Below are 25,611 nucleotides of genomic sequence, written 5' to 3'. Positions count from 1 at the left end.
GATTAGGGATTACCAGAGCCAGAAATAGCATGAGTAGACAGTAACTCGTTAACGTAGCGCCGAATGACAATCTGCTGGTGGTCAGAGCTAAGGCGTTTGGCTTGAATCAGGGAGTCGAGGCTAACCCCATTGACTAGGGCTAACAGGGCGTTGGCTTCTAACTCTGGCTCTATGTTAGCTCGAATCAGTTTGGCTGACTGTAGAGCTTTCAATTCCTGAATAATCACCTCACGGAGCTGAGCAGCACTCTGTTTATGCTCAGCCATCAGGGACTCTCGTCCAATGGCATATCCCAAAAAGGCCACCCAGACCTTGAGAATATCTTGCCTTTCAGTGTCTAGTGGCAAAAACGCAGATAGCATTTCTACTAGTCGATCGACTCCCCTAGCGTGCTCTGTTGCAGCCTGCATCGTTTTTTGCAGACGCTGAGTTACTTGATTAAGGGCAAAGAGAATAAGCTCCTGCTTATCTCGAAAGTGGTGAGTAACAACTCCGGTGGTGCAACCCAGCTCTTGGGCGATCGCCCGCATACTGGTGCGATCTAACCCCTCTCGAACAATAACTCGCCAGGCGGCTTCAGAAACTTCAAGGCGGCGATCCTGTTGGGACATGAGCATTAAAGGAAACTATAGCAGAAGTCAGAAGTCAGAAGTCAGAAGTCAGAAGTAAAACTATTGCGCTTACTTAGGTTTGAGACTTTTGTCATGTCCGCGCCTGCCCTGGCAACTGCTATAAGCCAGATATACACCAGATATAAAGTCGGACACAAACAAAGTTTCAATGCCTATTGACAGCTTCTCATAACAGTTGTTATATAATCTATATAACAACTGTTATGATGTTAGGCTAATGCACTCTGAGCTGACTTGTCCTTCCCCTCGCTCTGGTCTCAAAGGTTTGCTTGATCGCTTCACCGGACCAGGGGCAACCCAAGCTGAGTTGCTCATACAATTTGTACCGTCGCTGGTGGCTTTGGTAGCAGCTCCAACCTACGCCCTGACCCTCCCTATACAGTGGACCCCGTTGCAATTAGGACTGATCGCTGTTCTTGCCCTGGATTTAGTGGGGGGTGTCCTGACTAATGCCACTTCCACGGCTAAGGGTTGGTATCACCGACCGGAACAGGGTTGGCAGCAGCATTTAGGATTTGTGTCTGTTCATGTGATCCATGTCTTGTTAGTAACGCTGCTCTTTCGTGGGGGAGATTGGGGATTCTTTATCGGTGTCTCCAGCTACCTGTTGGGGGCATCAGTCTTGATTTTGCGGTCTCCCCTCTATCTTCAACGTCCAGTAGCGCTAGGGCTTTATGGGTTAGGGCTGTTGGGCGATCGCTATCTATTTCTACCAATGTCTGGTCTGGAATGGTTTCTGCCTTTGTTTTTTCTCAAAATATTGGTTAGTCATTTGCTTAAGGAAACCCCTTATCGCCCTGGGGAAAGGCAATAAGATTTGCTGCCACTGATTGGTGGTGTTTAACAGGAATAATTTTAGTTGTGAGGTGATTACAATGACGATAACTATTAGAAATCTAGTATCTGCACTATTAGTTTTATCGTTTGGATTGTTGGGGTCTCTAATTCCTGGTGGCTCCATTGAAACAAGGAGTTTCTCTCATATTGACCCGTTGATATTGGGGGCATTTAATACCTTTTTAACTTCCCTAGTGATAGTCACACTTTTGATTGTTTACTTTATATTAAAAGATGTGAAGTGGGCGTTTATTGTGTCTAGTTTATGTGCTATGTCCTATTTTATCGTGTACGCCTTAGACTTAGGAACACTATTTCCAGTCTCGCCAGACCCAATGCCTCAGGCGCTATTTGTAATAGAAGTATTGGGAATGATTGTTTCTCTTCCTTTACTATTTCTTTCTGTTCGAGGAGCTATCACCAGTAACAAGAGTAGTAACGATCAAGTAATGGTAAACAAACCCTATTCAAAGACGTTTGTATATTTCGCTTTCTTTTTGGTTGTTGTTGGTGTTGGCATTATCACCTTTGCTACCAAATCCGCTATGGGTAGCTAACAGTGCCTAAGAAGGGGACGTAACCCATAGCGCATAAGCACCTCAAGTCGTATTGCCACAGGTCTGTTGATTCAAAAATCCCCTGGCATAAGTGCCATGGGGAGTATCAAAGCAAATATCAAAAAAACTGCAAGTTTTTTTGATAAGCCTTCTTTGCCAAGGAGGAGTAACTTTCCAAAGACTAGTGATTAATCACTAAGTAGGATTTTTTAGTGCATCGGTGCGGACAAACACGCTAGTAGTCTGCTTACCGCGCCTTACTTTTATTTCTAGTACCTTATTTACTCCACTATTTTCCACAAGGCGCTGTAGTTGTGTAGCATTAGTAACAGGTCTTCCATCAATTTGAACAATTATGTCCCCACGACGCATACCAGCATCAGCAGCTGGTGTATCCGGCATTACTTGAACTACCAAGACACCATTGACTTCTGGTAATAGGAAAACAGAATTGGGGTCATTGTTGTTTTCTTGTGCTAGTTCCGGGGTTAGGGTTGTCATCCGAACGCCGATATATGGATGGACAACTTTTTGTCCTTGGGCTAGTTTGTTGGAAATCTCTTTGACTTTGTTGATGGGAATAGCAAAACCAATTCCCATAGCATTAGCCCGAATAGCAGTGTTGATGCCAATAACTTCCCCTGTAGCATTCAACAACGGACCACCAGAGTTTCCAGGATTAATAGCTGCATCGGTTTGAATAAAGTCTAGTCGCTTGTCAGGAATACCTGCCTGAGCACTGGAGCGTCCTATGGTGCTGACAATTCCCAAAGTCACTGTATTATCTAGCCCTAGGGGGTTACCAACAGCAATAGCCCAATCTCCAACCTGAACTTGACTGGAATCCCCTAGAGAGGCTATGGGTAAGGAAGTACCGTTAATTTTGACAACAGCTAAGTCGGTGAATTCATCCACACCCTTGACTTGACCATCAAACTTGCGCCCATCCTTGAGGGTAACGGTTACTTTATCGGCATTTTCCACAACATGGGCATTGGTCAGTAGGATGCCACTGTTGTCAATAATAAACCCAGAGCCTTGACCTTGTAAACGTCTTTCTTGGGGAATTTGGGCTGAAAAGTCATCACCGAAAAAGCGCCGGAAGAAGGGGTCATCAAAAAAGGGATCGACGCGCCTGGAAACTGTGCGCTCGGTGTCAATGCGCACCACTGCTGATCCAACCCGATTTACCGCTGCTGTTACAAAACTGCTATTACTAGCTTGCTGTGGAATCAGCAGTTGTTGGGCAATCAGTGGCGGAGTGACTGAGTCTGTGCTGGGTACAGGAGCAGCCTTGGAGGGAGATACACGATAAACGCCAACTGTCAATAAGACTCCAAGTAAGATAGCTAAGAGATAGTTACTAATTGAGCGAAGCCAAATCGAAAATTTAGTTGATGACATAGTATTATCGTATTCTTCTGGTTAATTTTGGGGAATAGTATTGCTAAGCCAATCCCACGACCTAAAACCGATGGGATTTACTTGGCTTTGGCTATTGGTTAGTAGTCAGTGGTTGCTGACCCTTAGTGTTAACCCATAACTCAAGTTTACCCTCCCTGAGATTCCTCCCACCCAGAGCCAGGAGTGGGTTTCGAGGCATATTTTAGGATTGTGGATTAGTTGCTACAAGCATCTAATCGCTATGGGTGAGAGTTAGTTCTATGACGTTAGTAGTACCTGGGGTAGTTCCAGGTGATGCTACCCCAGGGCGAGTAAATCGTCCTTGGGTAGCATCGGGAGTGAGAGAGCTTGACCTCAAGGGGTGTTCAGCCCAAGAGACCCCAACAAGTTAAGCTTAATAATTATCAATAATGATATACCCAGGAAGTTGGTTAACCTTGGACTAAGAAAACTAATAAAACCGCTATGATCTCGAAAGATAGAGAATATGCCCTGACTCAAGAGCTGAATCACAACCATAGTGAACATACTCATGGTCACGTTCATGATGAAGAATCTCTGAGGCGAATTATCAATCGCCTGTCTCGAATCGAGGGGCATATTCGAGGGATTAAAACTATGGTGCAAGAAAGTCGCCCCTGTCCTGATGTTTTGGTACAGATTGCTGCAGTTCGAGGGGCTTTGGATAAAGTGGCACGAATTATCCTTGATGAACATTTAAGCGAGTGTATCGGTCGAGCCGCTGAGCAGGGCAACATTGAGGTAGAAATTGAGGAGTTGAAGGCGGCTTTAGATCAATTTTTACGTTAGGAGTCAGAGGCTCTATGCTGCTCTAGAAACTGACGTAGCCTCATCAAACTTAAGGTTTGACCCCAATTCAACGGTAACAAAGACACCCCTTCTAGGCGAGATTGTACCCAACCATCTCCCCAATACCATTCATGATAACCATCAATTCCCTGACTCAAGAGCAGTCTTAAACAGTTCGGCTGAACAAGCTCAACCTTGTGTTGTACTGCTACTGGCCCGATGGAAGAAGTAAAGGTCAATCCTAAATCGAGCTGTTCGGGTAACTTGGAAGATAAATTCTCTGGCCACAACCACTGGTTCAGTTGCGCGGTATAGAGCAGACTGTCCCGGATAACAGTTTGTGGTGCTTCGACTTCAATCCTCAGATGACTTTTTTGAAAGATTCCTAGCATTTTGGTATTTATCGTCCTTATTCGTAGGAAATATTTGTAAGCTTCCCCACGGTTGGAAGCCGGGGGCTTTCCCGGATCCCAGAGCGTGTTGGTTTCAGTAGCCCTAGCAGACTTAACGCGCCTAAACTCGTTATTGATTGAATTTAAGGGTTAAGCGCCGAACCTCCAGCCTGGCTTACTCTACAGATGCGAGGGATTCCTCGCATCTGTAGCTTCTACAACCGAGTCAATTCTCGGACAGCCCCAATACTTCGTTTTACGCATCACTCGCCGATACTAACCTACTGGCTTAGCCGTTTCTCCGAAGTTAAGAGTGCCTTAGCTCATTTCAGTTATATATATTCTACCAGAAAATACTGGCTATTCCGAAAGATTTCGACGCCAACCTCAAGGGTATTGAACCCTTGACCATTCGGTCACGCTGCGCGAACGGTTGGCTACGGGGGATTATCCCCCGAGCCCCCTATTTTTGGTGATTAGTGTGACTGAGCCGATCAACAACAGTTCAAATTAACAAGAACTGATCAAACCCTTGTTGCTACAGTAACTTGTTTCCCTACCAGGACGCTAATTCCAAAAGATTTTAAGCTCAGTGTTTAGTTGGGGTATGCTACCATTGTGCGATTTGTTGGTTAGAAACCTTATCCTGAAAAGGATTTGGGGGATTAACCTCAGATAGAAATATCTGAAACTTGTTAGTTAAGTTGGTGAAAATCCAACCGCTGAGGAATCCAGTAGAAGCCCTACCCCTACTGACACAGGAATAACAAACTGGTTGGTAAAGCGGGGTCGAATAGTGAAGCTAGGTCAACCTTGGACTTGGTTAGTAACAGGCATGGAGGCTCATGGGTACCGAAAGGGAAGATATGGTTGAACCATCGTCACGTACGTGTAGCGAAATGAAGGTTGATACGCTACAGACAAAAGTCACGGAGAAGGGTTTTGGATGTTATTGGTTATCCAAACGATTCCCAAAAGAAAACTCCCGGTGGACAGTATCGCCCTAAAAGCCTCACACAATAACTAACAGGAACAAAGTAACCTCATAGATTCTCTTGGGATAAAGGTCGATAACCCAAGTAGGTAGTTAGCCGCAAGGTCTATGAAGGAAGGATTGAGTCAAAAGCGAATGCCTAGGGTAATGCCTAGGATATGCAGACAGACTCACGTGATTACTGAAGAAGATATAGCTGTAAGTAGCAATGAATAAATCTAAAACTAAGGGATTTTCCCAAAAGGCGGAATGGAATAGCACAAATTGGCGAAAGCTGGAAATAGTGCTCTTCAAGTTGCAAAAACGGATATATCGAGCCTCTCAGCGTGGTGATGTCAAAGCAGTAAAACGCTTACAAAAGACCCTAATGAGTTCATGGACTGCTCGAATGTTGGCAGTCCGAAAGGTCACCCAACAAAATAAAGGAAAAAAATCAGCTGGGGTTGACGGAAGGAAAGCACTTACCGCCCATAGAAGAATACAGCTGGTTAAAAACCTAAACATTGGAACAAGACCTGACCCTACCAGAAGAGTTTGGATTGATAAGCCTGGTAAATCCGAAAAGAGGCCACTAGGAATACCCACTATAGAAGATAGAGCCATTCAAGCATTAGTCAAAATGGCACTAGAACCTGAATGGGAAGCAAAATTTGAACCAAACTCATATGGTTTCAGACCAGGTAGAAACGCCTTCGACGCCCGAGAAGCAATATTTAACGGACTAAAAACACCCAAATGGGTACTAGATGCCGACATAAGTAAATGCTTCGACAAAATCAATCACTCCAAACTGCTGAACAAACTAGACACCTTCCCCAAATTAAGGAGGATAGTAAAGGGATGGCTAAAAGCAGGAGTAATTGACAAGGGTACCTTCGCCAAAACAGAGACAGGTACCCCACAGGGCGGTGTCATCTCACCCTTACTAGCTAATATAGCCCTACATGGAATGGAAGAAGAAATGAAAAGCTTCGCCGAAACCTATGTAGAGAAGAGAAAGAGTAAAACCCAGAAAAGACGGGGGCTCATCTTTGTAAGATATGCCGATGACTTTGTAGTAATGCACAAGTCAAAAGAGCACATCGAAAAATGTAAGGATGTCATAAATGAATGGCTAAATGACATTGGTCTGGAATTAAAGCCTGAAAAAACTCAAATAGTACACTCTAACGATGGATTCGACTTTCTCGGATTCAACGTAAGACAATACGAAGTGGGAAAAAATCAGAGCAAACTAGGGTACAAAACACTCATAAAACCTTCAAAGAAAGCCATCAAGGAACACTGGGAGGACTTGTGCAAGTTAATAGACTCACACAAAGCAGCCCCCCAGGAACACCTAATCAACAAGCTAAACCAGAAAATAAGAGGATGGTGTAACTACCACAAAACTGGCATAAGCAAAGAGATATTTGGTGACTTAGACCACTTGATGTACCAAAAACTGAGAAGGTGGGGCAAGTACAGACACGGAAACAAATCCTGGGATTGGGTCAAAAAGAAATATTGGGGAAGAGTAACCAGAAAAGACGGAGAACACGGTAACGATAACTGGGTCTTCAGAAAATCTGATGAACAACACCTGATAAAACACGCATGGATAGAGGTCAGCAGATACGTAAAAGTGAAGCAAGACCGCAGTATCTATGATGGTGACCTAACATACTGGGGGAACAGAATGAGCAAACACCCCGAATTAGTAACTCAGAAAGGGAAACTTTTCAAGAAACAAAAAGGGAAGTGCGCCCATTGTGGATTAACCTTCAGAACAGGAGATGACTGGGAAGTACACCATGTTAAGCCGCTAAGTCAAGGTGGTAAAGACCAAATCCAAAATATGGAATTAATCCACCTACACTGCCACGACGAGATACATAGGGAAATAAGAAAACATCAAAACAACATTAGGAGTTTAGATGAAAACCCTATATAAGGTACCTAATGACAAAGGACTTCAGACACGAGGAGCCGTATGTGGTGAAAGTCACAAGTACGGTTTTGAAGACGAGTTGGAGAGGGCGACCTCCCAGCTTAGTTTAACGGTAGTTGACCTTTTTAAGGGTATTTAGGTAGTTTGGGTGTTTGGATGATAATCCCCTGTTTCGGCAGTTTTATTGTTTTGAATGAACCAATGGCATAAATCCCGTCTGTTGTTTTGATCCCTCGGCTAAAGGGAGAGGGCAAGCAAGTGGCTCGATACTTTCTCAATACTTTGTAAAATAAACATTAATTATATTAAGAAGTGTAAGAGTTTTCTATGGCTGACCAGTTAATTCGCGCCACAGCAGCTTCAGGGGGTATTCGCGCAGTGGGTGTGATTACTACACGCCTGACGGAAGAAGCTAGACAACGTCACCAACTATCCTATGTGGCAACGGCTGCCCTAGGTCGTACCATGTCTTCAGGTCTTCTGCTGGCTTCTAGTATGAAACGAGCCGAGTCGAGGGTCAATATTCGGATTAACGGCAATGGTCCACTGGGTGGAATTATGGTGGATGCAGGATTAGATGGTAAAGTTCGAGGTTATGTAGACAACCCAGAGGTGGAACTGCCACCAAATAAGCAGGGCAAATTAGATGTGGGTGGTGCTGTTGGTAGGGATGGTTTCCTATACGTGGTTCGGGATGTGGGTTATGGCTATCCCTATTCGAGTACAGTAGAGTTGGTTTCTGGTGAAATAGGTGATGACATCGCTAACTATCTGCTAAATTCGGAACAAACTCCGTCAGCGCTGGTGGTTGGTGTATTTGTAGGTGCTCAAGGGGTCACTGCGGCTGGGGGTATTTTAATCCAAGTTATGCCTAAGGCAGCAACGGATGAGGCATTAGTTCAAACTTTGGAATCTCGCATTACTAAACTATCAGGTTTTACACCGCTACTCCAAGCTAACCAGACCTTACCAGAGATTTTTGAACAGTTGTTGGGGGATATGGAGCTAGAGATTTTTCCAGAAACCCAGATGCTGCATTTTAACTGTGGTTGCTCCTTTGACCGGATGTTGGGGGCTCTGAAAATGCTCGGAAAAGAGGAACTTCAGGATATGATTGAAAAAGACGGTGGCGCTGAGGCAACTTGTCATTTTTGCTCAGAGGTCTATCATGCCAATCCGGATCAACTTTCTCAATTGATAAAAGAATTGTAAATTGAGTAGCTACTGGACTTCCTACTGTAACTGGAAGATTAGAATCCTGACTTGTAAAGGATTGCAAGAAATATGGATCAGTATAAAAACTCAAGCAGAATTCTAAGAACACTACTATAAGATAGGGTGTAGACTCTATATGTGTAAGGTGGGTAAAATCTCAACAACTGAGGTTGCTGTAAACAACCTGCTGTCTTCCGGTGTAGGGAGTGTGGAAGTGAATTATGACCAGAAATAGAGAATTTCCAGACCGTTGGCCAACGTCAAATGGTTCAAGTTCAGGTAAGTTTAATGGATGGCAACCTAACCATAGCGAACCGGTCACTCAACCGAGCGTAAACTATCCTAACCTAGGAAACCCATCGACACAGCCCCCCCAGCAATCTGAAAAATTTGTTGGTCAACCAGTAGCTAACTCTGGATTAAATACAGCACGAACTACCCCGAGACAAGCTCCCTCAGGAAAAACTACTGGAGTAAAAAACCTATTGCCTCGCAGTTGGCAGTTTTGGTCAGCCTTAGTTGTGTTGCTTTTCGGTAGTGCTGGATTTGCTTCAGCAATGATGTTGTTAAGGTTGCCAGCTGTACCAAACTGCCGTGCTGTGTTTTGGCCAACGGCTTCAGCATCGATGCGCCTATCTTGTGCTCAGGTGGCAGCAAATCAGGAAACTGTGCCGCAGTTGCTAAAAGCGATCGCATTAGTGGATGCCCTGCCCGAAGACCACCCGTTACGCCCACAAGTTAACCAACATATCGAAGAGTGGTCACAGGTAATCCTGGAGATTGGGGAAGCTAAGTTTCAAGCTGGTCAGCTCAATGAAGCTCTTAAGATTGCTAAACGTATTCCTTCAAAATCTGTAGCTGGGGCAATAGTAGAAAAACGGGTAAAACGTTGGCAGAAAATCTGGTCAAGGGCAGAGGGAGTTTATGATCAAGCAGAAAAACAGTTGAGGTTATCAAACTGGAACTTAGCATTTCGCGAAGCAGTACGATTGACCTATGTGGACAATGACTACTGGGCTACGGCTAAGTATAACCAGCTAACAGATAAGATTAAGATGGGACGGGAAGACTCGGCTAAGCTGGATAAAGCTTTTGAGCTGAGTAGAAGTGGCAATATAGAGAAGATCCTGGCAGCTATTAAAAAAGCTAAGGAAATCACAGAGCAAAGTTATGCTTACAAAGAAGCTCAGGATTTAATTAAAGACTCTGGCAACAAGCTGGTGGAGATTGCTCAGAACAAGCTAGAGCAAGGTAAGTGGTCCGAAGTTCTTGACATTGCCTATAAACTTCCCGAAACGATTAAAGTACCTGAACTCAAATCTGATTTAATTGACCTAGCTCATGCCCTATCTCGTGCTGAGTCCGGTACAACCTGGGATTTAGAAGAAGCGATCGCATCTGCCCAAAAGCTCGGATCAGAGCGTCCGCTATATAAGAAAGGGCAGCAATTAATTAGCCGTTGGCAACGAGAAGTAGAAGATGTGGCGCGACTAGAGCGAGCCCGAACCTATGCTACCTCGGGTTTAGCTAGTGATTTAAGACTGGCAGTGGCTGAAGTGGAACAGATCCCTCGTGGTAATCCCCGCTATCAGGAAGCACGGAACGAAATTCGAGATTGGACTAGTCAAATTCAGCTCATCGAAGACAGACCATTCTTGGAGCGGGCAGCACAACTGGCTAGTTATGGGAACATTGATTCTTTGCAAGCTGCTGTTCAAGAAGCCCGTAAAATTTCTCGAGGTCGTAGTCTTTACCAGGAAGCTCAAAGTAAAATTAATCAGTGGTCTAGAAGTATCCAGCAGCAAGAAGACCAACCTTATTTAGACCAAGCACGCACTCTGGCAATCCGGGGTGATCTATATGCCGCTGTGGCAACTGCTGAACAAATTAAGTCAGGTCGGGCTCTGTACAATGAAGCCCAAAGCAAAGTCAGAAGCTGGAAGTTAGAACTAGAGGGTCAGCAGCGTTTACGGGAAGCTTACCAAATTGCTGAGGCTGGAACTCCACAAGCCCTAAGAAAAGCGATTCGAGTAGCTAGGCAAGTGCCAACCTCAACCAAATCCCGTAGCGAGGCGAGAACAGTAGTCAATCGCTGGAGTTACAAAATCCTATCTATAGCCAGAAGTCGTTCTGCCTATAACCTCTCTGAATCCATTGCGATCGCAAACATAGTTCCGTCTGGTACTCGCCCTTACCAGGAAGCCCAACGGCAAATTCAATCATGGCGCAAGATTTTAGCTCCACCTCCCCCACCTCCTGTACCCGTAAGACGACCAAGACCGGTTCCGCCTGCATCTCCCCCACAAGTGGTGATCCCGAAACCAGCTCCCTCCCCACCATCAGTGGTAAAACCACCATCACCACCAGCCCGCTCCTACCCAATTGTGGTTCCACCACCGGAAGTTATCTCACCATCAGGTATTGTAAAACCACCGACTCAGCTAGAGCCGCCTAGGTTTAATCCCCCCGCTGGTAGGAAGATTGAGTTAATTGATGCTGACTCTTAAGAGTTTCCGAGGGTAGTACAACCGGCTAGGATCAAACCTGTGGAAATTGAACAGATTTTATGACCCATTCCCCCACCTGGCCTACGGCCACGCTGCGCGAACGTTCAGGTGGGGGTCAAGGAACAAAAAATTGTGTTATAATTAATTTAACTTGAGCGGTACGGCAAAGGACAGAACAAGATTCTGAGCAACCTAGAGGCACGACCTCTCAACGCCAGGGAAAACAAACCTGTTTTTCCTTTGTAGTCGGTTTATATAAGTCAGACTCTAGGTAAAAGTTTCTAAGATTTGCCCCATAGCGGAAGCGATGCAGCAAGGGAACAGGGGGTTTCCCCCACTCGCGCTTTGCATCAAGACAACGACTTGGGGGAAAAGTCCAGCAAAAGTCCTGGCTTTGGTGCGCGAATGCCGCCTGTCGCGAGGGATAAACCCTTGTAATCAAGACGGAAACCCCCACCTCGCGTAGCAGGTGGGGAAGCATTCATCATTAAAAATTCTTAATATTAAATGGAGTGAATTCCATTTAATATAGAATACTTTAACTTGTCATCAACCCTCAAGTCCCGTCTTGACCAGTTCATTCACGCTCCCCAAACTGAATTCACCCTCATTCTGCTAATTCTACTTTCGGTAGTTTTAGTGGTTCTTGAAACAAGTCTAGAGGGTGCAGGTTTCATCTATGGACTGGTCTATGTAAGCGAAGAGCTACTGACGGGCATATTTATCGTAGAACTAACGATCCGCTACCTAGTGGCAAGAAACAAACGTCGATTCTTGCGTCACTACTGGCTGGATATTATTGCTGTGCTACCTTTGTTACGGGCATTCCGCTTATTGCGAGTGTTACGGATGTTAAGGCTGCTCAGAGTCGGAATTTTGGTAAACCGTAACCTCAACCGCATCTCTTCCTCACTCGCTGCCAGTATTAGTGCTCAGATTGGAGTTTTTCTGATTATCGGCTTAATTACATTAGTCGGTGCTTTAGGGATTTATCTGCTGGAGGGAGGACAGAATGAGTCATTTGCTTCCCTAAGAGACTCTTTATGGTGGAGTTTTTTTACCCTAATCTCAGGAGAACCCATTGGTGGTGAACCCCAGACTGATGCTGGACGTTTGATTACCCTGATGGTAGTCATTGGCGGCTTAACTATGTTTGCCGTCTTCACCGGTGTAGTTTCAGCAGTAATGGTGCAACGACTTAGAACAGTGATGGAGGTGAAATACTTGGAACTGGATGAACTGCGCAATCACATTGTTATCTGCGGCTGGAACCGAGGTGCTCACCTACTGATTGAGGAACTCCAGGCAGACTCTGAGCTAAAGCACTATCCAATGGTGGTTGTGGCAGAGTTTACCGACACACCAGAGTGGGAACTCAAGGGAGTGAACCGTTCCCAAATATATTTCTATATTGGTGATTACACGACTATTGATGTCCTCGAAAGTGTGGGGATCTATCATGCCTCACGGGCAATCCTCCTGGCTGATTCTACCCGTCCTCGAAGTGACCAAGACCGGGATGCACGGACAGTCCTAGCGGCCTTGACCATTGAAAAACTCCAACCCGGAATTTACACTTGTGCTCAACTCCTTGACCGGAAAAACAATGTCCAACTGCGAGTAGCGGGAGTTGAAGATGTCATTGTTGTTGATGAATTAGCTAGTCACTTAATTGCTACCTCAGCTCGGAACCTAGGAGCTGTAGATGTGCTGGCAGAGTTGCTAACTGTGCAAGTGGGAAACCAGTTTTACAAAATTGTTTTACCACAGAAGTGGGTTGACATTTCGTTCTGGGAAGCTGCTCGGCGCTTGAAAGAGGAGTTTGATACAACATTGATTGCAATAGAGCGCCATAGCAATGGAAATCGGGAAACCCTAATTAATCCCCCTAAAGATCAAACACTACTATCTGGCGATCACTTAGTTATTATTGCTCGTAGTCTGCCGAAAATTGGGGTGCCAGTCCGGTAAAGTCTCAATTTTTTGGCAGGTCTTTATAGTGCGTTCGCTTTTAGCGGAAGCTTTGCTTCATCGCAAATATAGTGCGTTCGCTTTTAGCGGAAGCTTTGCTTCATCGCTTTTAGCGGAAGCTTTGCTTCATCGCAAATTAGGATCCCCTTGGGGTTTACAATGATTGGGACTTTTCAAATCCAGATTCTGCTTGTCTGTGTCTAGATAGCCTATAGCAGTCGAAGTAAAGCTTAAGACATCTTCTGCTCCCAGCTCCCCAGCTCCCTACTCCCTGCTCCCTGTTCCCTATTCCCTTTGCTATATGTATGAACAAGATTTTAACCGTTGGCGAGAAATCATCGTTGAACAAATCAAAGCTAGAAATTTATCGGCAATTGATTGGGATAATTTGCTGCTTGAGTTAGAGGACATGGGAAAGGCTGAAAAGCGAGCATTCATTAGCAATTTAACTATATTGATTGCCCATTTACTCAAAATAATTGTTCAAACTGACGCTCCTGATTCCATGAAAGGAAGTTGGTATAGTTCAGTCACAGAACATCGGTTTCGTATCCAAAAAGATTTACAAGACAGTCCTTCATTTAAACGTTATTTAGAAGAAGCGATCGCTAAAGCTTATAAAGATGCTCGAAAGTTAGCTATAAAAGAAGGTAAAAAAGCCAGCTTTGGCATTCGTAAGCCTAACCCGGAAGACTATCCCAATCAATGTCCTTTTACAATTGAACAGCTATTAGATGAAGACTTTTATGGGGATTAATTTAAAATGCGATCGCTTAATTTATTATACTAACGCACCTCAATTCATATCTCATCTTAATTATCGAAATTTTCAGTGCTTTACGCTGTTGCGCTTCACACCTTACAGAACTCTAGGAGAGCATTAAAATCATTCCGAATTTATCCAATGTAAGGATGTAAACAATCAAAATCGACCTCGTCAGAGTTTAAAATAATCTCTATGTCTACTACATCAATATCCGATTTAATATCTTCAAAATTTCCCTCTAGGTCAATTATTGTTTCTACTTTAAAGTTAGAATCAACTTCACTCTCTTGTGAACTTAATGTGATAAACTCTTGATCTACTGAATCCCAAATCTCAAAAAAGAATGCGCAGTAGGCATGATAATAAACTATAACTATGATTTCAATAGATAAGATTTCATCTTGTACCTGTAGTAGTCTTACAAATTTACCTGGAGCAATTTCGATGCTATTTATATCAAGTTCAAATGAATCTGGTGTACAATAAGGGTATGAATGATTACATGTTGGCAATAGATCTAAATTTAAAATTTCATCTCTTATATTTTCTTTTATCCATTCCTTAAGGGTGTTTTCAGTATCTCCCGCTAAAAAAACTTGTGTCAATTGTTTACAAAAAGCAATAGCAATTTTATTTTTATGCTCCTGATACTGAGCTAAAAAATCAGCTAACTTCTCAATACAGTCTATATACTCTGAATTACTTGCATAATCTTTCCAATCTTTATCAGTAGAGATAGCTAAAATTTTTTGATTGTGCTTTTCTGCCCATTTTTCCAATGAAACTAGAGCTAACGCATCTGGAAATTCTGCTTTCTTTTTTTGTGAAAATGGAGGTTTTTTTTCAAAATAATTAGTTAAAACTTTATCTAACGGATTATAGTCATTGACATAAATTATCTGACTTCCAGTTTTATCTAAAAAATTTTCAATTTTTTTATTTATTAAATCTTCATCGTTACTTTTGGGTAGTAGAGTTTCTTTTACCTGAGAAATTATTTCTTCGGATATCATTAAATCTTTTGAACAATCTTTCAGAGCGTTCTCAAGGTTTTCTTTGGTTTTATTTATATTGTTTTTTAGATGTTCAGATATTTCACGTACCACAATTTCTGAAATTAAAATTATTATTGGCGTATATTTAAACTGATTTAACTTAACAAGCATCCCTGATTCAAACTGACAATCATATCGACGAAAAATACAAGTATCAATAGTAATTGCGTCGTAGTTCATTGTTTGATAATTTTGTAAAACTAGTGATATTGCACTACCCATTAAGCTTAGGACATTAATACAAGCTCAGAAAGTGCGACCTGTGGCGAATTTAATTCTTAATAGGGAAAGCAATTCTTAATGGGGAAAGCGCACCTAAGCTGTCATTGTGGAGTTTTGCCTTTTGCTTTTTGCTTTGCCCGTAGCCCTATATTTTGTCGAGATCATACCAAATTAATCAGACAACAGTGACAAATTGTGTCTGACGATTATACTCGATTTCTGAAATGAATCGGAGCGGCGGGATTTGAACCCACGACCCCCACTACCCCAAAGTGGTGCGCTACCAAGCTGCGCTACGCCCCGGAAAACCTTATTTACTATACCACACTATTCGAGATCTGAACAACTACACTAAAAAACTTTCAGAGACTTAGCTGCTGCTAGCAACCCTGGAACCGCTGTTGCCACCCAGCTCCCCTCACAACAGCGTCCCTGATTCAAAATCAAGCGTAGGGTATAAGCAGAAGGATAGCCCTCTACCTCCATCCACAGCCAATCGCTTTCTGCTTCACAAGTGATTTTCTCTTCATCCATCAACTCACTTGCCATCTCACTCATAGTCTGAGCTAATTGCACCAACAACCGACAAAAGTCATTCAACTCTGACTCGGTTAGTTCAAATGCCCAGTCCTCACCACCCACTAGACCTTTATAGTTAGGAGCCTCAGGATCCCAACCAATACGCCAGCCTTCTCCATGTTTAACCAGACGTTCCATAAACCTGATTCTGCCCAATTAACCAGACGTCAATTAGGTTTGAGTAACTGAGCATCTCCTGGTTTAGGTAAAGATACTCCTCTTCTAGGATTGGAGGTTGTTGCAGGTGATGTAGGATTGGAGGTTGTTGCAGGTGATGGTTGTGTGCTGGACTCTGGTGCCACAGTTTCACTGCGATTGGGATTGAATATGTTGACCAAAACGCTTACTAGTGCATCCCGTTCGGCACGAGTTAATTGTTCTATCGCTGCAATATCCCCTTCCATGGGATTTTCGGTTAAGGTATCCCCACTGGGATACTGGGATGCTTCTAGGTAATCGTATGCACCTAGATAGTCAGCCATGGTCAATTTCCAATCAAAACGGAAATTGGGCAACCGTTTTTTCCCATAGACGTGATACCGAATTAAGCGGTTAACCAGGGTATTATTGGCAGCTACTTCACCGCTTTCTTTACTTATGTATTGGTTCTCTTGTGGTAAATCTGGTAAACGCTGATATACTACCTTGCTAATTTCTGGGGGAATAAAAAACTGGGCAACAGCAGGCTGTGCTCCTAGGAACTGGAAGACACCAGGCCCTTGGTCGTGGGATTCCCACAGCAATAGTAAACCACTGGTCATAGTGGTAAGAGCTAAACCTAGCGCTAGTTTAATTCCTTTAGTCTTGTACATTGCTTGGAGACGGCTATGGAACATTCTTAGACAACCTTGGGATGAAACTAGGTCTTGCCCCTGACGCTCTAACCCACTGACTCACTCAGCACAATAACTTAGTCCGCAATAATCTCTGGCTGCGTCAGTTCATCAGACATCTCAACAATTGCTCGCAGCACTGGCTTCATGGATGGCTCATCTAGACTTTCAAAATCTTCGAAGCGACGGCGCTTGGCACGGTTGGCCAGTTGTACAGTGATCCGATAACGATTAGAAGCTGCACTTACTAGCTGCTCCGTCCGTTGCAGAATGTCGATAGAATCAAAGTTATAGCTTTTGTGCAGCATAAGATTTATCAGGTATTGCTATTTCTGCTTAAAATCAGTATCGCCCCCTCTAGCCTAGCATACTTGACTTCTCAACTAGGGGTTACCCTTGATACAAGTCACAAAAGTTTTCTTGAGGTTAATAATATACCATCAAAAAGTGAAAGAATTTGTGAAGTTGGGGGATTTCTACTTACATTGCTTGGTATCTATGACAATAATAAGAAAGAACAGTCAATTTGTACTATCTATACCGAATCTACTAACTATACCGAAACTATATATCTAACCAAGGCTGGGAAGTTCTACCAAACTATCCCAGCCTACTTATGTGTAAATGGGGTCATCTGTAAATCGGATTATGTATAAATGCCATCTGTAATAGGACTTACGGAGTTTAGTTGGTTTTCACCCCTTAACCCTCCTTGCTCAGGGAGTTACTACTGAGTAAAGTTTCCCAAGGCAAGAGACCTCTAGGGGGCAATGGGTAATTTCTGTGTAAATGGAGTCTTTACATGGTATCTCTAAATAGTATCGCTTGGATGCGATCGCATCCATGGGCGACCTTAGGGGTGAGAGTACCTTGATTTACTCCTGTGGTACATTTACCTTTTACATATACAAAAGATCATACCATTGCTAAGCTATCTTGAGTGTGTCGAGTTGTTAACAATTATCTGACCAAATAAATCTTGTCTATGCAAACACTTGCCGCTCCTAGCTTTGAGTCATTCCATCAGCGCCAAATAACTCCCCTGAAGTTCGTTGTCCTCGGAGATAGTCTGATCTATGGATTTGGAGACCCAGAAGGTGGCGGCTGGGTAGAGCGACTGCGACGTCAGTGGATGTTACCCGATAGTCCTGGTCATGTACTCTACAATTTAGGAGTTCGGGGTGATGGGGTTACCCAAGTCCACAAGCGACTAGAGCATGAATTTCGCAGTCGTGGTGAACTCAGAAACCGTGTACCAGATGCCATTATTTTATCGGTGGGCGTTAACGATTCAGCCCGTAAGGCGCGTCCCGATGGCAAAAATTTGACTAATTTTGAGAGTTTCCAGGAAGAACTAGCCAATCTGCTTGAGCTAGCTCAGCAACTCTGTCCAGTGCTATTTGTGGGCATGGTACCAGTTGATGAAAGGAAAATGCCCTTTCTCGATTGTTTTTACTACACTCATGCTGACCAGTACTACTACAAAGAAGCAACTCGCCTTGCTTGTCTGAGGCGTCAAATTCCCTATCTAGACGTTTTTGATTTATGGACGTCCCGTGGTTATGATTGGTGCTTCCAACACCTATCTCCAGATGGTCTCCATCCCAATGTGGCTGGTTATCAGCAATTATTACAAGACATCCTGCTCTGGAACCCCTTAGCCCAACTCAACTCCTTAAGCCTAGGGACAGCCTAAACTATACCGTGTGGAGATACCAGTTACAGGATTTACCCCCGTAGCACGCTCACACATCAGTTTAGCCTGATAGCGGTCAATCAAGGCATCAGTAAAATCAGCACCAGTTATCTCGGCATCGTAAAACCTGGTGCTATTCATAATTGCATCGGTCAAAATAGCATTGCTCAAAATAGCTTGGTCTAAAAATACCCGATCTGCCAAAGAATTGGTCAGATTTGCACCTTCGAGATTCGCTTTCAATAAATTGGCCTTGGTGAAGATAGATCCACTCAGGTCAGCACCTTGGAAGTTTGTGCCTCGCATTTCAGCCCCTGCAAATACGCCACCAACTAAATTCAGATGGGAAAAGTCACGATTACTCAAATCTGTAAGAGAATAATTCACTGTATTCTCCTGAGCATAGGCAGGAGTAGCCGATAAAAGCACCCATAGCCAAGCCATAACCAGAACTAAAATTAGTCCCAATAAGCGTCGCCAAATCACCCTAATCACTTGTCAACCTGACTCCTTAAAACTTAAAGCCTAAAACTCCCTCTCTAACCAATCTTCACCGACTCGAATCGTCAGCTCAGATTTGAGATGACCAGTAGAGGATGCTTCTACTCTACCTAGTCCCAGGACTTTTTTGACAATATCTGCTGTTTTTATGTCCCCTTGCTGAACAATAATCTCAGTCTGGGACAAGCGGTCAGGCCAATCTGAGACATAATAGACATTGTAGAAGTCATTTCTGGCTAAATACCGGGCAACACGGCGACCAAGTTCTGGGTCATCGGTAGCATTTTGAATTGCAATTCTGACCCGATGGGGTGAACGGCGGCGCTTTAATGAACTCTTGTATTTGGGCTCTTGCTCGAAATACTCACTCATCACTCGGTCTCGCCCTCGTGAATTCATCAGCCAGTAACTGGCAATGTATTCATCAGCCTTGCTGAATCGACCGGGCAAGAGTACCATTCTGATATTATCTTTGCCAACCTCTAGACCAAAACCGACCAGTGCCAAGATTTCCTCTAAGCTAAGATTAGTATCAATATACTGCTGCATCACTCGCAGGATTTTTGGTAAACGAGGCACGACACTGGGAGTAACTAAACGCTGGCGCAGTGCCTTGAGTAAGATCTGCTGCCGCTGTATCCGAGCAATATCACCATTGTCTTTTCGGTATCGAGCAAATTGTTCGGCTTGGTCTCCATTCAAGGTTTGCCACCCTGGTTCTAAATCAATTTCCAGTTTCTGAGTGAGATCTACATATTCCATCCTCTCAGGCACAAAGACTTCCAGCCCACCGACCAAGTCCACAAGTTCCCGAAATGCATCAGTGGTAATGCGCACATACCTATCAATTGGCACATCATTTAAGGTACGGCTAACCACTTCTGCGGTTAAGGTAGATCCACCTTTGACATTGGCATCGTTAATTTTAACTATCCCAACACCGGGAATTTCTATTCTCGTATCCCGTGGAATTGAAAGCATATTCACGGAGTGGTCCTTGGGGTCTAAGCGCAACAGCAATAGGGTATCACTGCGACCACCAAAAACCTCTGGGGAACCTGGCAACGCATCTGGGACTCGGTCTATGCCCATCACCAGGATATTCACCGGTCGTGACAGGTTGTAGGGAAAGCTTTTACGCCAAGACTTGTGCTCAGAAGCGGCTGGTTGATTCTGGGGGATTTTAGCCTTTTCGGGTTGAGAATGGGATTTAATCAGGGGCGACAATGGGGTAACTAGGGCTAAGGTAGCTCCCAAAGCCGCAGAAATAACTGCTGTCAGGACAAAAGCGCTACTCCAGAATACCCACCGCAAATAGGGGGCAAAGGTTAATCTTAATCCAGACACAGAAGCGTCTAGGTCTGTAGTCAGGTCAAGCTGAGAGTAGGAAACTCCTGTATCACCCTCTTGGGGTGATGGTTGGGGTGTTGAAGCTGAGGCATTATTAATCACACCTGTATCCAAATCTACCTATGAATTGTGATGACTGTTAAAGGATTCAAGTTCCAAGCCTATAGTTGGCTATCCAATTAAACTGTAGCCTGTGGGTACAGTTTAAGATATTCTTCTTTGGTAAGCATTCAGCTATCAGCTCTGAGCTATCAGCTCTGAGCTATCAGCTCTGAGCTTTTAAATAAAACAAGTAAGCATTCGTTTAATCTTTGTTACGTCAGCTGAATGCTGACGGCACCTCAAGTAGCGTGAGCTTTTAGCTCACGGCTGACGGCACCTCAAGTAGCGTGAGCTTTTAGCTGACGGCTGACGGCTGAATGCTTACGTTCTTTGCCTATAAGTCTATAAGTCTATAAGTCAAAGCCAATAAACCATTGTGCCTACCTTCAAAGTGGCTTAATTGAAAAAAGCGCTTTGGCTACCCACGGCTAAAGCTCCTGGGGAAAGCGCTTTTAGGAACATCAATGAGTGATTAGTCCTTTGTGATCAATGCACAACAGCAATCCCTGAACAGGGATGAAGGAATTGGTGGACAAATGACTAATTTAAGGACTAATGTAAGAACTAATGTAATGGCTAAAGAAGTACTTTAACCATTTTTCATAATCTACAGCCAATAGCAGCTGAATCAGGGAAAGTGAGGTTAGTATGTAGCAGAAAACTACAGTTAAGGCTACATCATGGATAACTCTCTCATCCCTGTGATTCTTGCTGGTGGCAAAGGAGAACGGTTTTGGCCGTTGAGCCGTAAGCACCGACCCAAGCAGTTTTTATGTTTGGATGGTAGTGGCAAGAGTCTTTTGCAGGCAACGGCTGACCGATTGAGTAAGCTGACGGTCGGGCCAGAACACTTGTGGGTGATTACTTCTGCTATGTTAGCTGAGGGAGTGACTCAACAACTACCATCATTACCCCAGAAGCATCTATTAGCGGAACCAGAAGGACGGGATACAGCACCAGCGGTTGCTTGGGCAACTCTAGAGATTGCTAAGGCTTACGGAGAAGATGCGGTAGTGGGCTTTTTCCCTGCTGACCACTGGATTGAAGATGAGCAAGGGTTTCAGCAAACTATCAAGGCGGCTGCTCAATTGGCTGCCGCTGAGTCATCGATTGTAACCTTAGGCATCACCCCCCAATACCCTTCTACAGGCTACGGTTACATTGAGCAAGGTGATAAGACTGGCACGTTTGAGGGATTGCCAGTGTATCAGGTCAGTCGGTTCACCGAAAAGCCTAACCAAGAGACCGCTGAGGAATTTTTGTCTACTGGTCGATTCAGCTGGAACAGTGGAATGTTCATTTTCCGGGCTGGGGTAGTTTTAGATGAATTGCGCACCCATGCACCAGAAATTATTGCCCCTTTAGAAGAAAAAGGTGTGGCGGCTTATGCTGAGCTAGAGAAGAAAAGTATTGACTACGCTTTGATGGAAAAAACACAGCTAGCTTATGTTTTACCAGCTTCCTTTGGTTGGGATGATTTGGGAGATTGGAATGCTTTAGAACGCCTGCATAATGGCGATGCTAAAAATGTAGCAATGGCTAATCATGTGGAACTGGATACTCAAGGAGCAATTGTCTACTCCAGTAGTGATGATGAGGTGATTGTTACTATTGGTTTAGACGATGTGCTGGTGGTACGCGATCGCAATGCTACGTTAATTGCAAAAAAAGACCGTACCCAGGACATAAAACAAGCGATAAAAATTCTCAAAGATAATTCACTTTTACAAGATTTTTTGTGATTAATCGCTTGTAATAATTCCTAGGTTGATCCACATTATAATTACGATTAACGTCAGAGTGCTTCAGAATATATAGTTCAGAGTTTTATCATTATTTATGAGTCAGTGGTGCTCTTAATTTCCTGACTAATTTATCTAATCTGAACTAGAAAAAAACTATAAATTAAAAATATACAAAGTTAGGCGATCATCAATAAAGTGTATAAACAGGGAACAGCGGATCTGGGAACAGCGGATCTGGGAACAGCGGATCTGGGAACCGAAAAAGTATGGATTTTTAGGAAATAGTTAACAGCTCCTATAAATACCTAACAAACTATAACCAATAATCATCTATTATTGTAAATAATATCAACGCAATCAATAAAAGTAAGTATTTAATTTTTTTTTATTGAGGTTTTTTTGCGGCATAGGTTAATAAATTTTATGTCTGCTTATTTTAAATTAGGTGTTTTGAATAGCGGAAGGTCTCTGGCTAGATTACTAACGCCTTTTTTATTTAAAAAAGGTTATCCCACTGTCAATCCTTAGCCATACACCTTAGTCATACAGATTTTTGTTTATTTGTTAATGATTAATAGAAAGTATTAATAGATAGTAAACAAAAGAATGCGATGCTCGGTACGAGCCGCTACGGTATGAAGCGTTTCGGCAAAGCCGACGCTACGCGAACGCGTAGCGTGGCCAACGGCCTCAGCTTCCGCGCTTATGCGAACGCAAAAACCTTGGAACACAACTAACCCTGAACATAAAGTAATCTTGACAAAAACAGAAATAATGCTTTGGTATTGTGGCAGGCTGGAAAACTTGTCCGGCGGTTAAACCTTACCCCAATCTAACCTAAGGTAAAAAAAGAATAATGTTATCGTAATTGAGCGCACTGACGTAGACTAGAGAATGGCTGCATCTCAATCCATGCAATTAGGGGAAAATTACCGCGCAAATTCCCACGCCAGTGCCCGACACTTGCCACACTTGCCACACTTGCCACACTCCCCACACTTCCCCTTCTTTTTTACAAATATCAGATGCACCCCATCTCCCCATCTCCCCATCTCCCCATCTCCCCATCTCCCCATCAGCCCCTATTCACAATTTAAATGTGTGAGATAGGGGTTATGCGATGAAGCGAAGCTTCTGCTAAAAGCGATGAAGCGAAGCTTCCGCTAAAAGCGAACGCATCTAGTCACTTTTCTCCCTGCAACAGAAAATTGCCAATATGAGGATACTGTGAAGCCATTGCCCACTATAATAAAGTCTTGTTAAAGAGCAACTCCTATAAAAAATGGCAATTTGAGGCTCAATCCTGATTTAGATATGCAAACCGGGAATATTCCTTTGCTAAACCCAATAGCAAGCCATTATCCTGCCATTGGTTGCTAAATTGAGCAAGAGAAGTAGTTCTGCTAAGACTAAAATCAACTGTAAAATCTATGCCAACTTTTCGTTATATATTAGCTGTAGGTGTGGGGACGGCAATTGCCTTGAGCGGCATGGAATCCGGAGCCTCAGAAGATTTACCATCACTTACTAAGCCTCAGAATAACTCAGTAGCTACACCTAACCAAGAATCCTTAACAGAAGCAGCCCCAAACCCAGAGCTAGGGGAGCTAGTGGTAGAAGTCATCAATAACACTACCCCAGCTCCCAAGCAACCAGAGCAACAGGAGTCTATTTCCTCTGTAGATTCCTCACCTTCAGAAGCAGAATTAGTCCAAGAAATTATTGATCAAACCATCCTGCCTAGTGATCAGGCAAACCAAGAGGAGTCGATTCCTGCTGTGGCTGAGCTGGCAGCGCCATTCGCCGAAGGCGACGCTTCGCGAACGGAATCCGTAGACGTTGGTGAGGATACGGTAGTTGAATCTGCCACAGAGGAAAACCCTGAGTTAATGTCACAAACCTCTGGAAGCTCAGGAACCTCTGGAACCTCAGCGCCAGAGTTTCTTGATCCTGACCCCAATCCGTTATCATTTCCCACCCAAAGCCAGGAAGTGCAGATAGATGTCACACAGCCAATTACCCTCCAACAGACCATAGAATTGGCAAAGCGTAATAATCAGGAATTACAGCAAGCGCAACTGAACTTGGAACGTAATCAGTTTGTTCTTCAAGAAGCCTTAACTGCTTGGTATCCCAGTTTGTCAACAAGTGCACGAATTGATTATGGACAGGGTGCAAGAGGCCAGATAAGTGCTCAGGCAACACGTGACGCTCAAGGTCAAGAGACTGTGCCACCAGCTCAGCGTACGCCAAACCCTGGGCCGTCAGGAAGTTTCACTGCAACCCTAAGTTTAAATTATAACCTATACACTGGTGGGCAACGACCAGCACAAGTCCGTCTAGCTGAGGAACAGCTAAACTTACAGCAGCTGGAGGTAGAACGCCTCTCTGAAGAGATTCGACTTCAGGTCACCCTTGCCTATTACAATTTGCAAGAAGCTGATGCTCGAGTTGAGATTTCCCAAGCGGCAGTCACCGAATCCGCTCAGATTCTACGGGATACCGAGTTACTGGAACAAGCTGGTTTAGGAACCCGATTTGAGGTCTTGCAACAGCAGGTTGAGCTAGCCAATGACTCTCAAGGGTTGACCAACGCTCTGAGTGACCAACGTATAGCCCGACGTCAGCTGGCGGAGTTATTAAACTTATCTCAATCCGCAGAAATTACCGCAGCCGATCCCATCGAAATTGCTGGAAGTTGGGATTTATCTCTAGAACAGAGCCTGATCCTGTCTTATAAAAACCGATCTGAGTTAGAACAGCAACTGGTACAACGAAAGATCAACAAGGAACAGCGCACCATTGCTCTGGCTGCGGTCAGGCCCCAGTTGAGTGTATTTGGTCAAATCGACCTATTGGATGACTTAAATGATACTTTGGGTTTTGGTGATGGTTACTCGGTAGGGGCACAATTCCAGTGGAATTTCTTTGATGGCGGAGCAGCCATGGCCAGAGCAAAGCAGGAAGATATTGATGTTGCCGTAGCTGAAAGCAGTTTTGCTAACCAACGGGATCAAATACGCTTTGAGATCGAACAAGCTTATTCTCAATTAAACTCCAATGAAGAGAGTATTGAAACCGCATCCTTTGCCCTAGAAGTAGCAGAAGAGAGTCTCCGGCTAGCTCGGTTACGATTTCAGGCAGGGGTTGGTACCCAAACCGACGTAATTAACCAGCAAACTGCCCTTACCCGGGCTAGGATTAACCAACTTACTGCAATTCTGGGCTACAACCGCGCTTTGGCCAACTTGCAACGGGCAGTGAGTAATCTACCAGACAGTAAAGTTACTGATATTCCGTAGTATTCCATCAAAATTGAATGAAGGGGTAAACTAGACTCCTCCCAATTAGACACTAGGTATTAGATCCTAAGGATTAGGCACTAGGTATTAGACCTTAGGTATGAGAGCCTAAGTATTAGACCTTAGGTATGAGAGCCTAAGTATTAGACCTTAGGTATGAGAGCCTAAGTATTAGACCTTAGGTATTAGCCATTAAGGACTAACCTTTAAC

Annotated in this window: 21 protein-coding genes and 1 tRNA gene; 11 read left to right on the top strand and 11 right to left on the bottom strand. The window is 43.9% G+C overall.

The genetic code is table 11. The features are described 5' to 3' along the window. Positions 1 to 2: 2 nt before the first annotated feature. Positions 3 to 611, bottom strand: coding sequence for a TetR/AcrR family transcriptional regulator (locus BJP37_RS14585; RefSeq protein ID WP_075899789.1), 609 nt, complete (start codon positions 609 to 611; stop codon positions 3 to 5). 238 nt (positions 612 to 849) lie between these two features. Between BJP37_RS14585 and BJP37_RS14580 the strand changes: the two genes are divergently transcribed. Continuing rightward, entirely contained in the window at positions 850 to 1,446 is a 597-nt protein-coding gene (locus BJP37_RS14580) for a hypothetical protein (RefSeq protein ID WP_075899787.1), read from the top strand. 61 nt (positions 1,447 to 1,507) lie between these two features. Then, entirely contained in the window at positions 1,508 to 2,026 is a 519-nt protein-coding gene (locus BJP37_RS14575; protein ID WP_075899785.1) for a DUF8051 family protein, read from the top strand. A 195-nt stretch (positions 2,027 to 2,221) separates the two neighbouring features. On the opposite strand, the gene BJP37_RS14570 is transcribed toward BJP37_RS14575, so the two are convergent. Beyond that, complete coding sequence (locus BJP37_RS14570; RefSeq protein ID WP_075899783.1) at positions 2,222 to 3,430, bottom strand: HhoA/HhoB/HtrA family serine endopeptidase; 1,209 nt, start codon at positions 3,428 to 3,430, stop codon at positions 2,222 to 2,224. Positions 3,431 to 3,895: 465 nt separating this feature from the next. On the opposite strand from BJP37_RS14570, the gene BJP37_RS14565 reads away from it, so the two are divergent. After that, entirely contained in the window at positions 3,896 to 4,240 is a 345-nt protein-coding gene (locus BJP37_RS14565) for a metal-sensing transcriptional repressor (protein WP_008177474.1), read from the top strand. Here the strand turns inward: BJP37_RS14565 and BJP37_RS14560 are convergent. Beyond that, positions 4,237 to 4,632, bottom strand: a complete 396-nt coding sequence (locus BJP37_RS14560; protein ID WP_075899781.1) for a hypothetical protein — start codon at positions 4,630 to 4,632, stop codon at positions 4,237 to 4,239. The genes BJP37_RS14565 and BJP37_RS14560 overlap by 4 nt on opposite strands. 1,202 nt (positions 4,633 to 5,834) lie before the next feature. On the opposite strand from BJP37_RS14560, the gene ltrA reads away from it, so the two are divergent. The 5 genes from ltrA to BJP37_RS14535 all read left to right on the top strand — a co-directional run bounded on the left by ltrA (position 5,835) and on the right by BJP37_RS14535 (position 14,006). Next, complete coding sequence (gene ltrA, locus BJP37_RS14555; protein ID WP_075899779.1) at positions 5,835 to 7,559, top strand: group II intron reverse transcriptase/maturase; 1,725 nt, start codon at positions 5,835 to 5,837, stop codon at positions 7,557 to 7,559. 324 nt (positions 7,560 to 7,883) lie between these two features. Then, entirely contained in the window at positions 7,884 to 8,768 is an 885-nt protein-coding gene (gene hslO, locus BJP37_RS14550) for an Hsp33 family molecular chaperone HslO (RefSeq protein ID WP_070393109.1), read from the top strand. A 224-nt stretch (positions 8,769 to 8,992) separates the two neighbouring features. Beyond that, entirely contained in the window at positions 8,993 to 11,278 is a 2,286-nt protein-coding gene (locus BJP37_RS14545; protein WP_075899777.1) for a chromosome segregation ATPase, read from the top strand. 543 nt (positions 11,279 to 11,821) lie between these two features. Next, a complete protein-coding gene (locus BJP37_RS14540) occupies positions 11,822 to 13,249 on the top strand; it encodes an ion transporter (protein ID WP_075899775.1) in 1,428 nt (475 codons plus the stop codon). A gap of 301 nt (positions 13,250 to 13,550) precedes the next feature. Next, positions 13,551 to 14,006, top strand: a complete 456-nt coding sequence (locus BJP37_RS14535; RefSeq protein WP_075899773.1) for a DUF29 domain-containing protein — start codon at positions 13,551 to 13,553, stop codon at positions 14,004 to 14,006. 140 nt (positions 14,007 to 14,146) lie between these two features. Here the strand turns inward: BJP37_RS14535 and BJP37_RS14530 are convergent, their stop codons facing one another. The 5 genes from BJP37_RS14530 to BJP37_RS14510 form a co-directional block, all read right to left on the bottom strand. Next, positions 14,147 to 15,250 carry a PIN domain-containing protein gene (locus BJP37_RS14530; protein WP_143727616.1) on the bottom strand — a complete coding sequence of 368 codons (1,104 nt, stop codon included), beginning with the start codon at positions 15,248 to 15,250 and terminating at the stop codon, positions 14,147 to 14,149. Between the two features lie 271 nt (positions 15,251 to 15,521). Continuing rightward, positions 15,522 to 15,595: transfer RNA gene (locus BJP37_RS14525), tRNA-Pro, on the bottom strand. Positions 15,596 to 15,643: 48 nt separating this feature from the next. Beyond that, positions 15,644 to 16,009 carry a DUF1818 family protein gene (locus BJP37_RS14520; RefSeq protein ID WP_075899769.1) on the bottom strand — a complete coding sequence of 122 codons (366 nt, stop codon included), beginning with the start codon at positions 16,007 to 16,009 and terminating at the stop codon, positions 15,644 to 15,646. A gap of 29 nt (positions 16,010 to 16,038) precedes the next feature. Beyond that, complete coding sequence (locus tag BJP37_RS14515; protein WP_229415315.1) at positions 16,039 to 16,707, bottom strand: hypothetical protein; 669 nt, start codon at positions 16,705 to 16,707, stop codon at positions 16,039 to 16,041. Positions 16,708 to 16,781: 74 nt separating this feature from the next. Continuing rightward, a complete protein-coding gene (locus tag BJP37_RS14510) occupies positions 16,782 to 17,012 on the bottom strand; it encodes a DNA-directed RNA polymerase subunit omega (protein WP_070393102.1) in 231 nt (76 codons plus the stop codon). Between the two features lie 677 nt (positions 17,013 to 17,689). Here BJP37_RS14510 and BJP37_RS14500 point away from each other — a divergent pair. After that, entirely contained in the window at positions 17,690 to 18,400 is a 711-nt protein-coding gene (locus BJP37_RS14500; protein ID WP_075899765.1) for a GDSL-type esterase/lipase family protein, read from the top strand. Here BJP37_RS14500 and BJP37_RS14495 read toward each other — a convergent pair. Together BJP37_RS14495 and BJP37_RS14490 are read right to left on the bottom strand one after the other, a co-directional pair. Continuing rightward, positions 18,386 to 18,892 carry a pentapeptide repeat-containing protein gene (locus tag BJP37_RS14495; protein WP_075906093.1) on the bottom strand — a complete coding sequence of 169 codons (507 nt, stop codon included), beginning with the start codon at positions 18,890 to 18,892 and terminating at the stop codon, positions 18,386 to 18,388. The two genes, BJP37_RS14500 and BJP37_RS14495, sit on opposite strands and share 15 nt — an antisense overlap. A 33-nt stretch (positions 18,893 to 18,925) precedes the next feature. Then, entirely contained in the window at positions 18,926 to 20,365 is a 1,440-nt protein-coding gene (locus BJP37_RS14490; RefSeq protein ID WP_075899763.1) for an LCP family protein, read from the bottom strand. 668 nt (positions 20,366 to 21,033) lie between these two features. On the opposite strand from BJP37_RS14490, the gene BJP37_RS14485 reads away from it, so the two are divergent. Then, positions 21,034 to 22,095, top strand: a complete 1,062-nt coding sequence (locus BJP37_RS14485; RefSeq protein WP_198954048.1) for a mannose-1-phosphate guanylyltransferase — start codon at positions 21,034 to 21,036, stop codon at positions 22,093 to 22,095. A 921-nt stretch (positions 22,096 to 23,016) separates the two neighbouring features. Here BJP37_RS14485 and BJP37_RS39225 read toward each other — a convergent pair. Further along, positions 23,017 to 23,166 (bottom strand): hypothetical protein, encoded by a 150-nt coding sequence (locus tag BJP37_RS39225; protein WP_158069587.1) that lies wholly within the window; start codon positions 23,164 to 23,166, stop codon positions 23,017 to 23,019. 362 nt (positions 23,167 to 23,528) lie between these two features. On the opposite strand from BJP37_RS39225, the gene BJP37_RS14480 reads away from it, so the two are divergent. Further along, entirely contained in the window at positions 23,529 to 25,400 is a 1,872-nt protein-coding gene (locus tag BJP37_RS14480; RefSeq protein WP_075899759.1) for a TolC family protein, read from the top strand. Positions 25,401 to 25,611 lie beyond the last annotated feature (211 nt).

The organism is Moorena bouillonii PNG (assembly GCF_001942495.1).
Lineage (GTDB): Bacteria > Cyanobacteriota > Cyanobacteriia > Cyanobacteriales > Coleofasciculaceae > Moorena > Moorena bouillonii.
The sequence above is the reverse complement of the archived record's forward strand: the minus strand, read 5'-3'. Positions and strand labels throughout refer to the sequence as shown.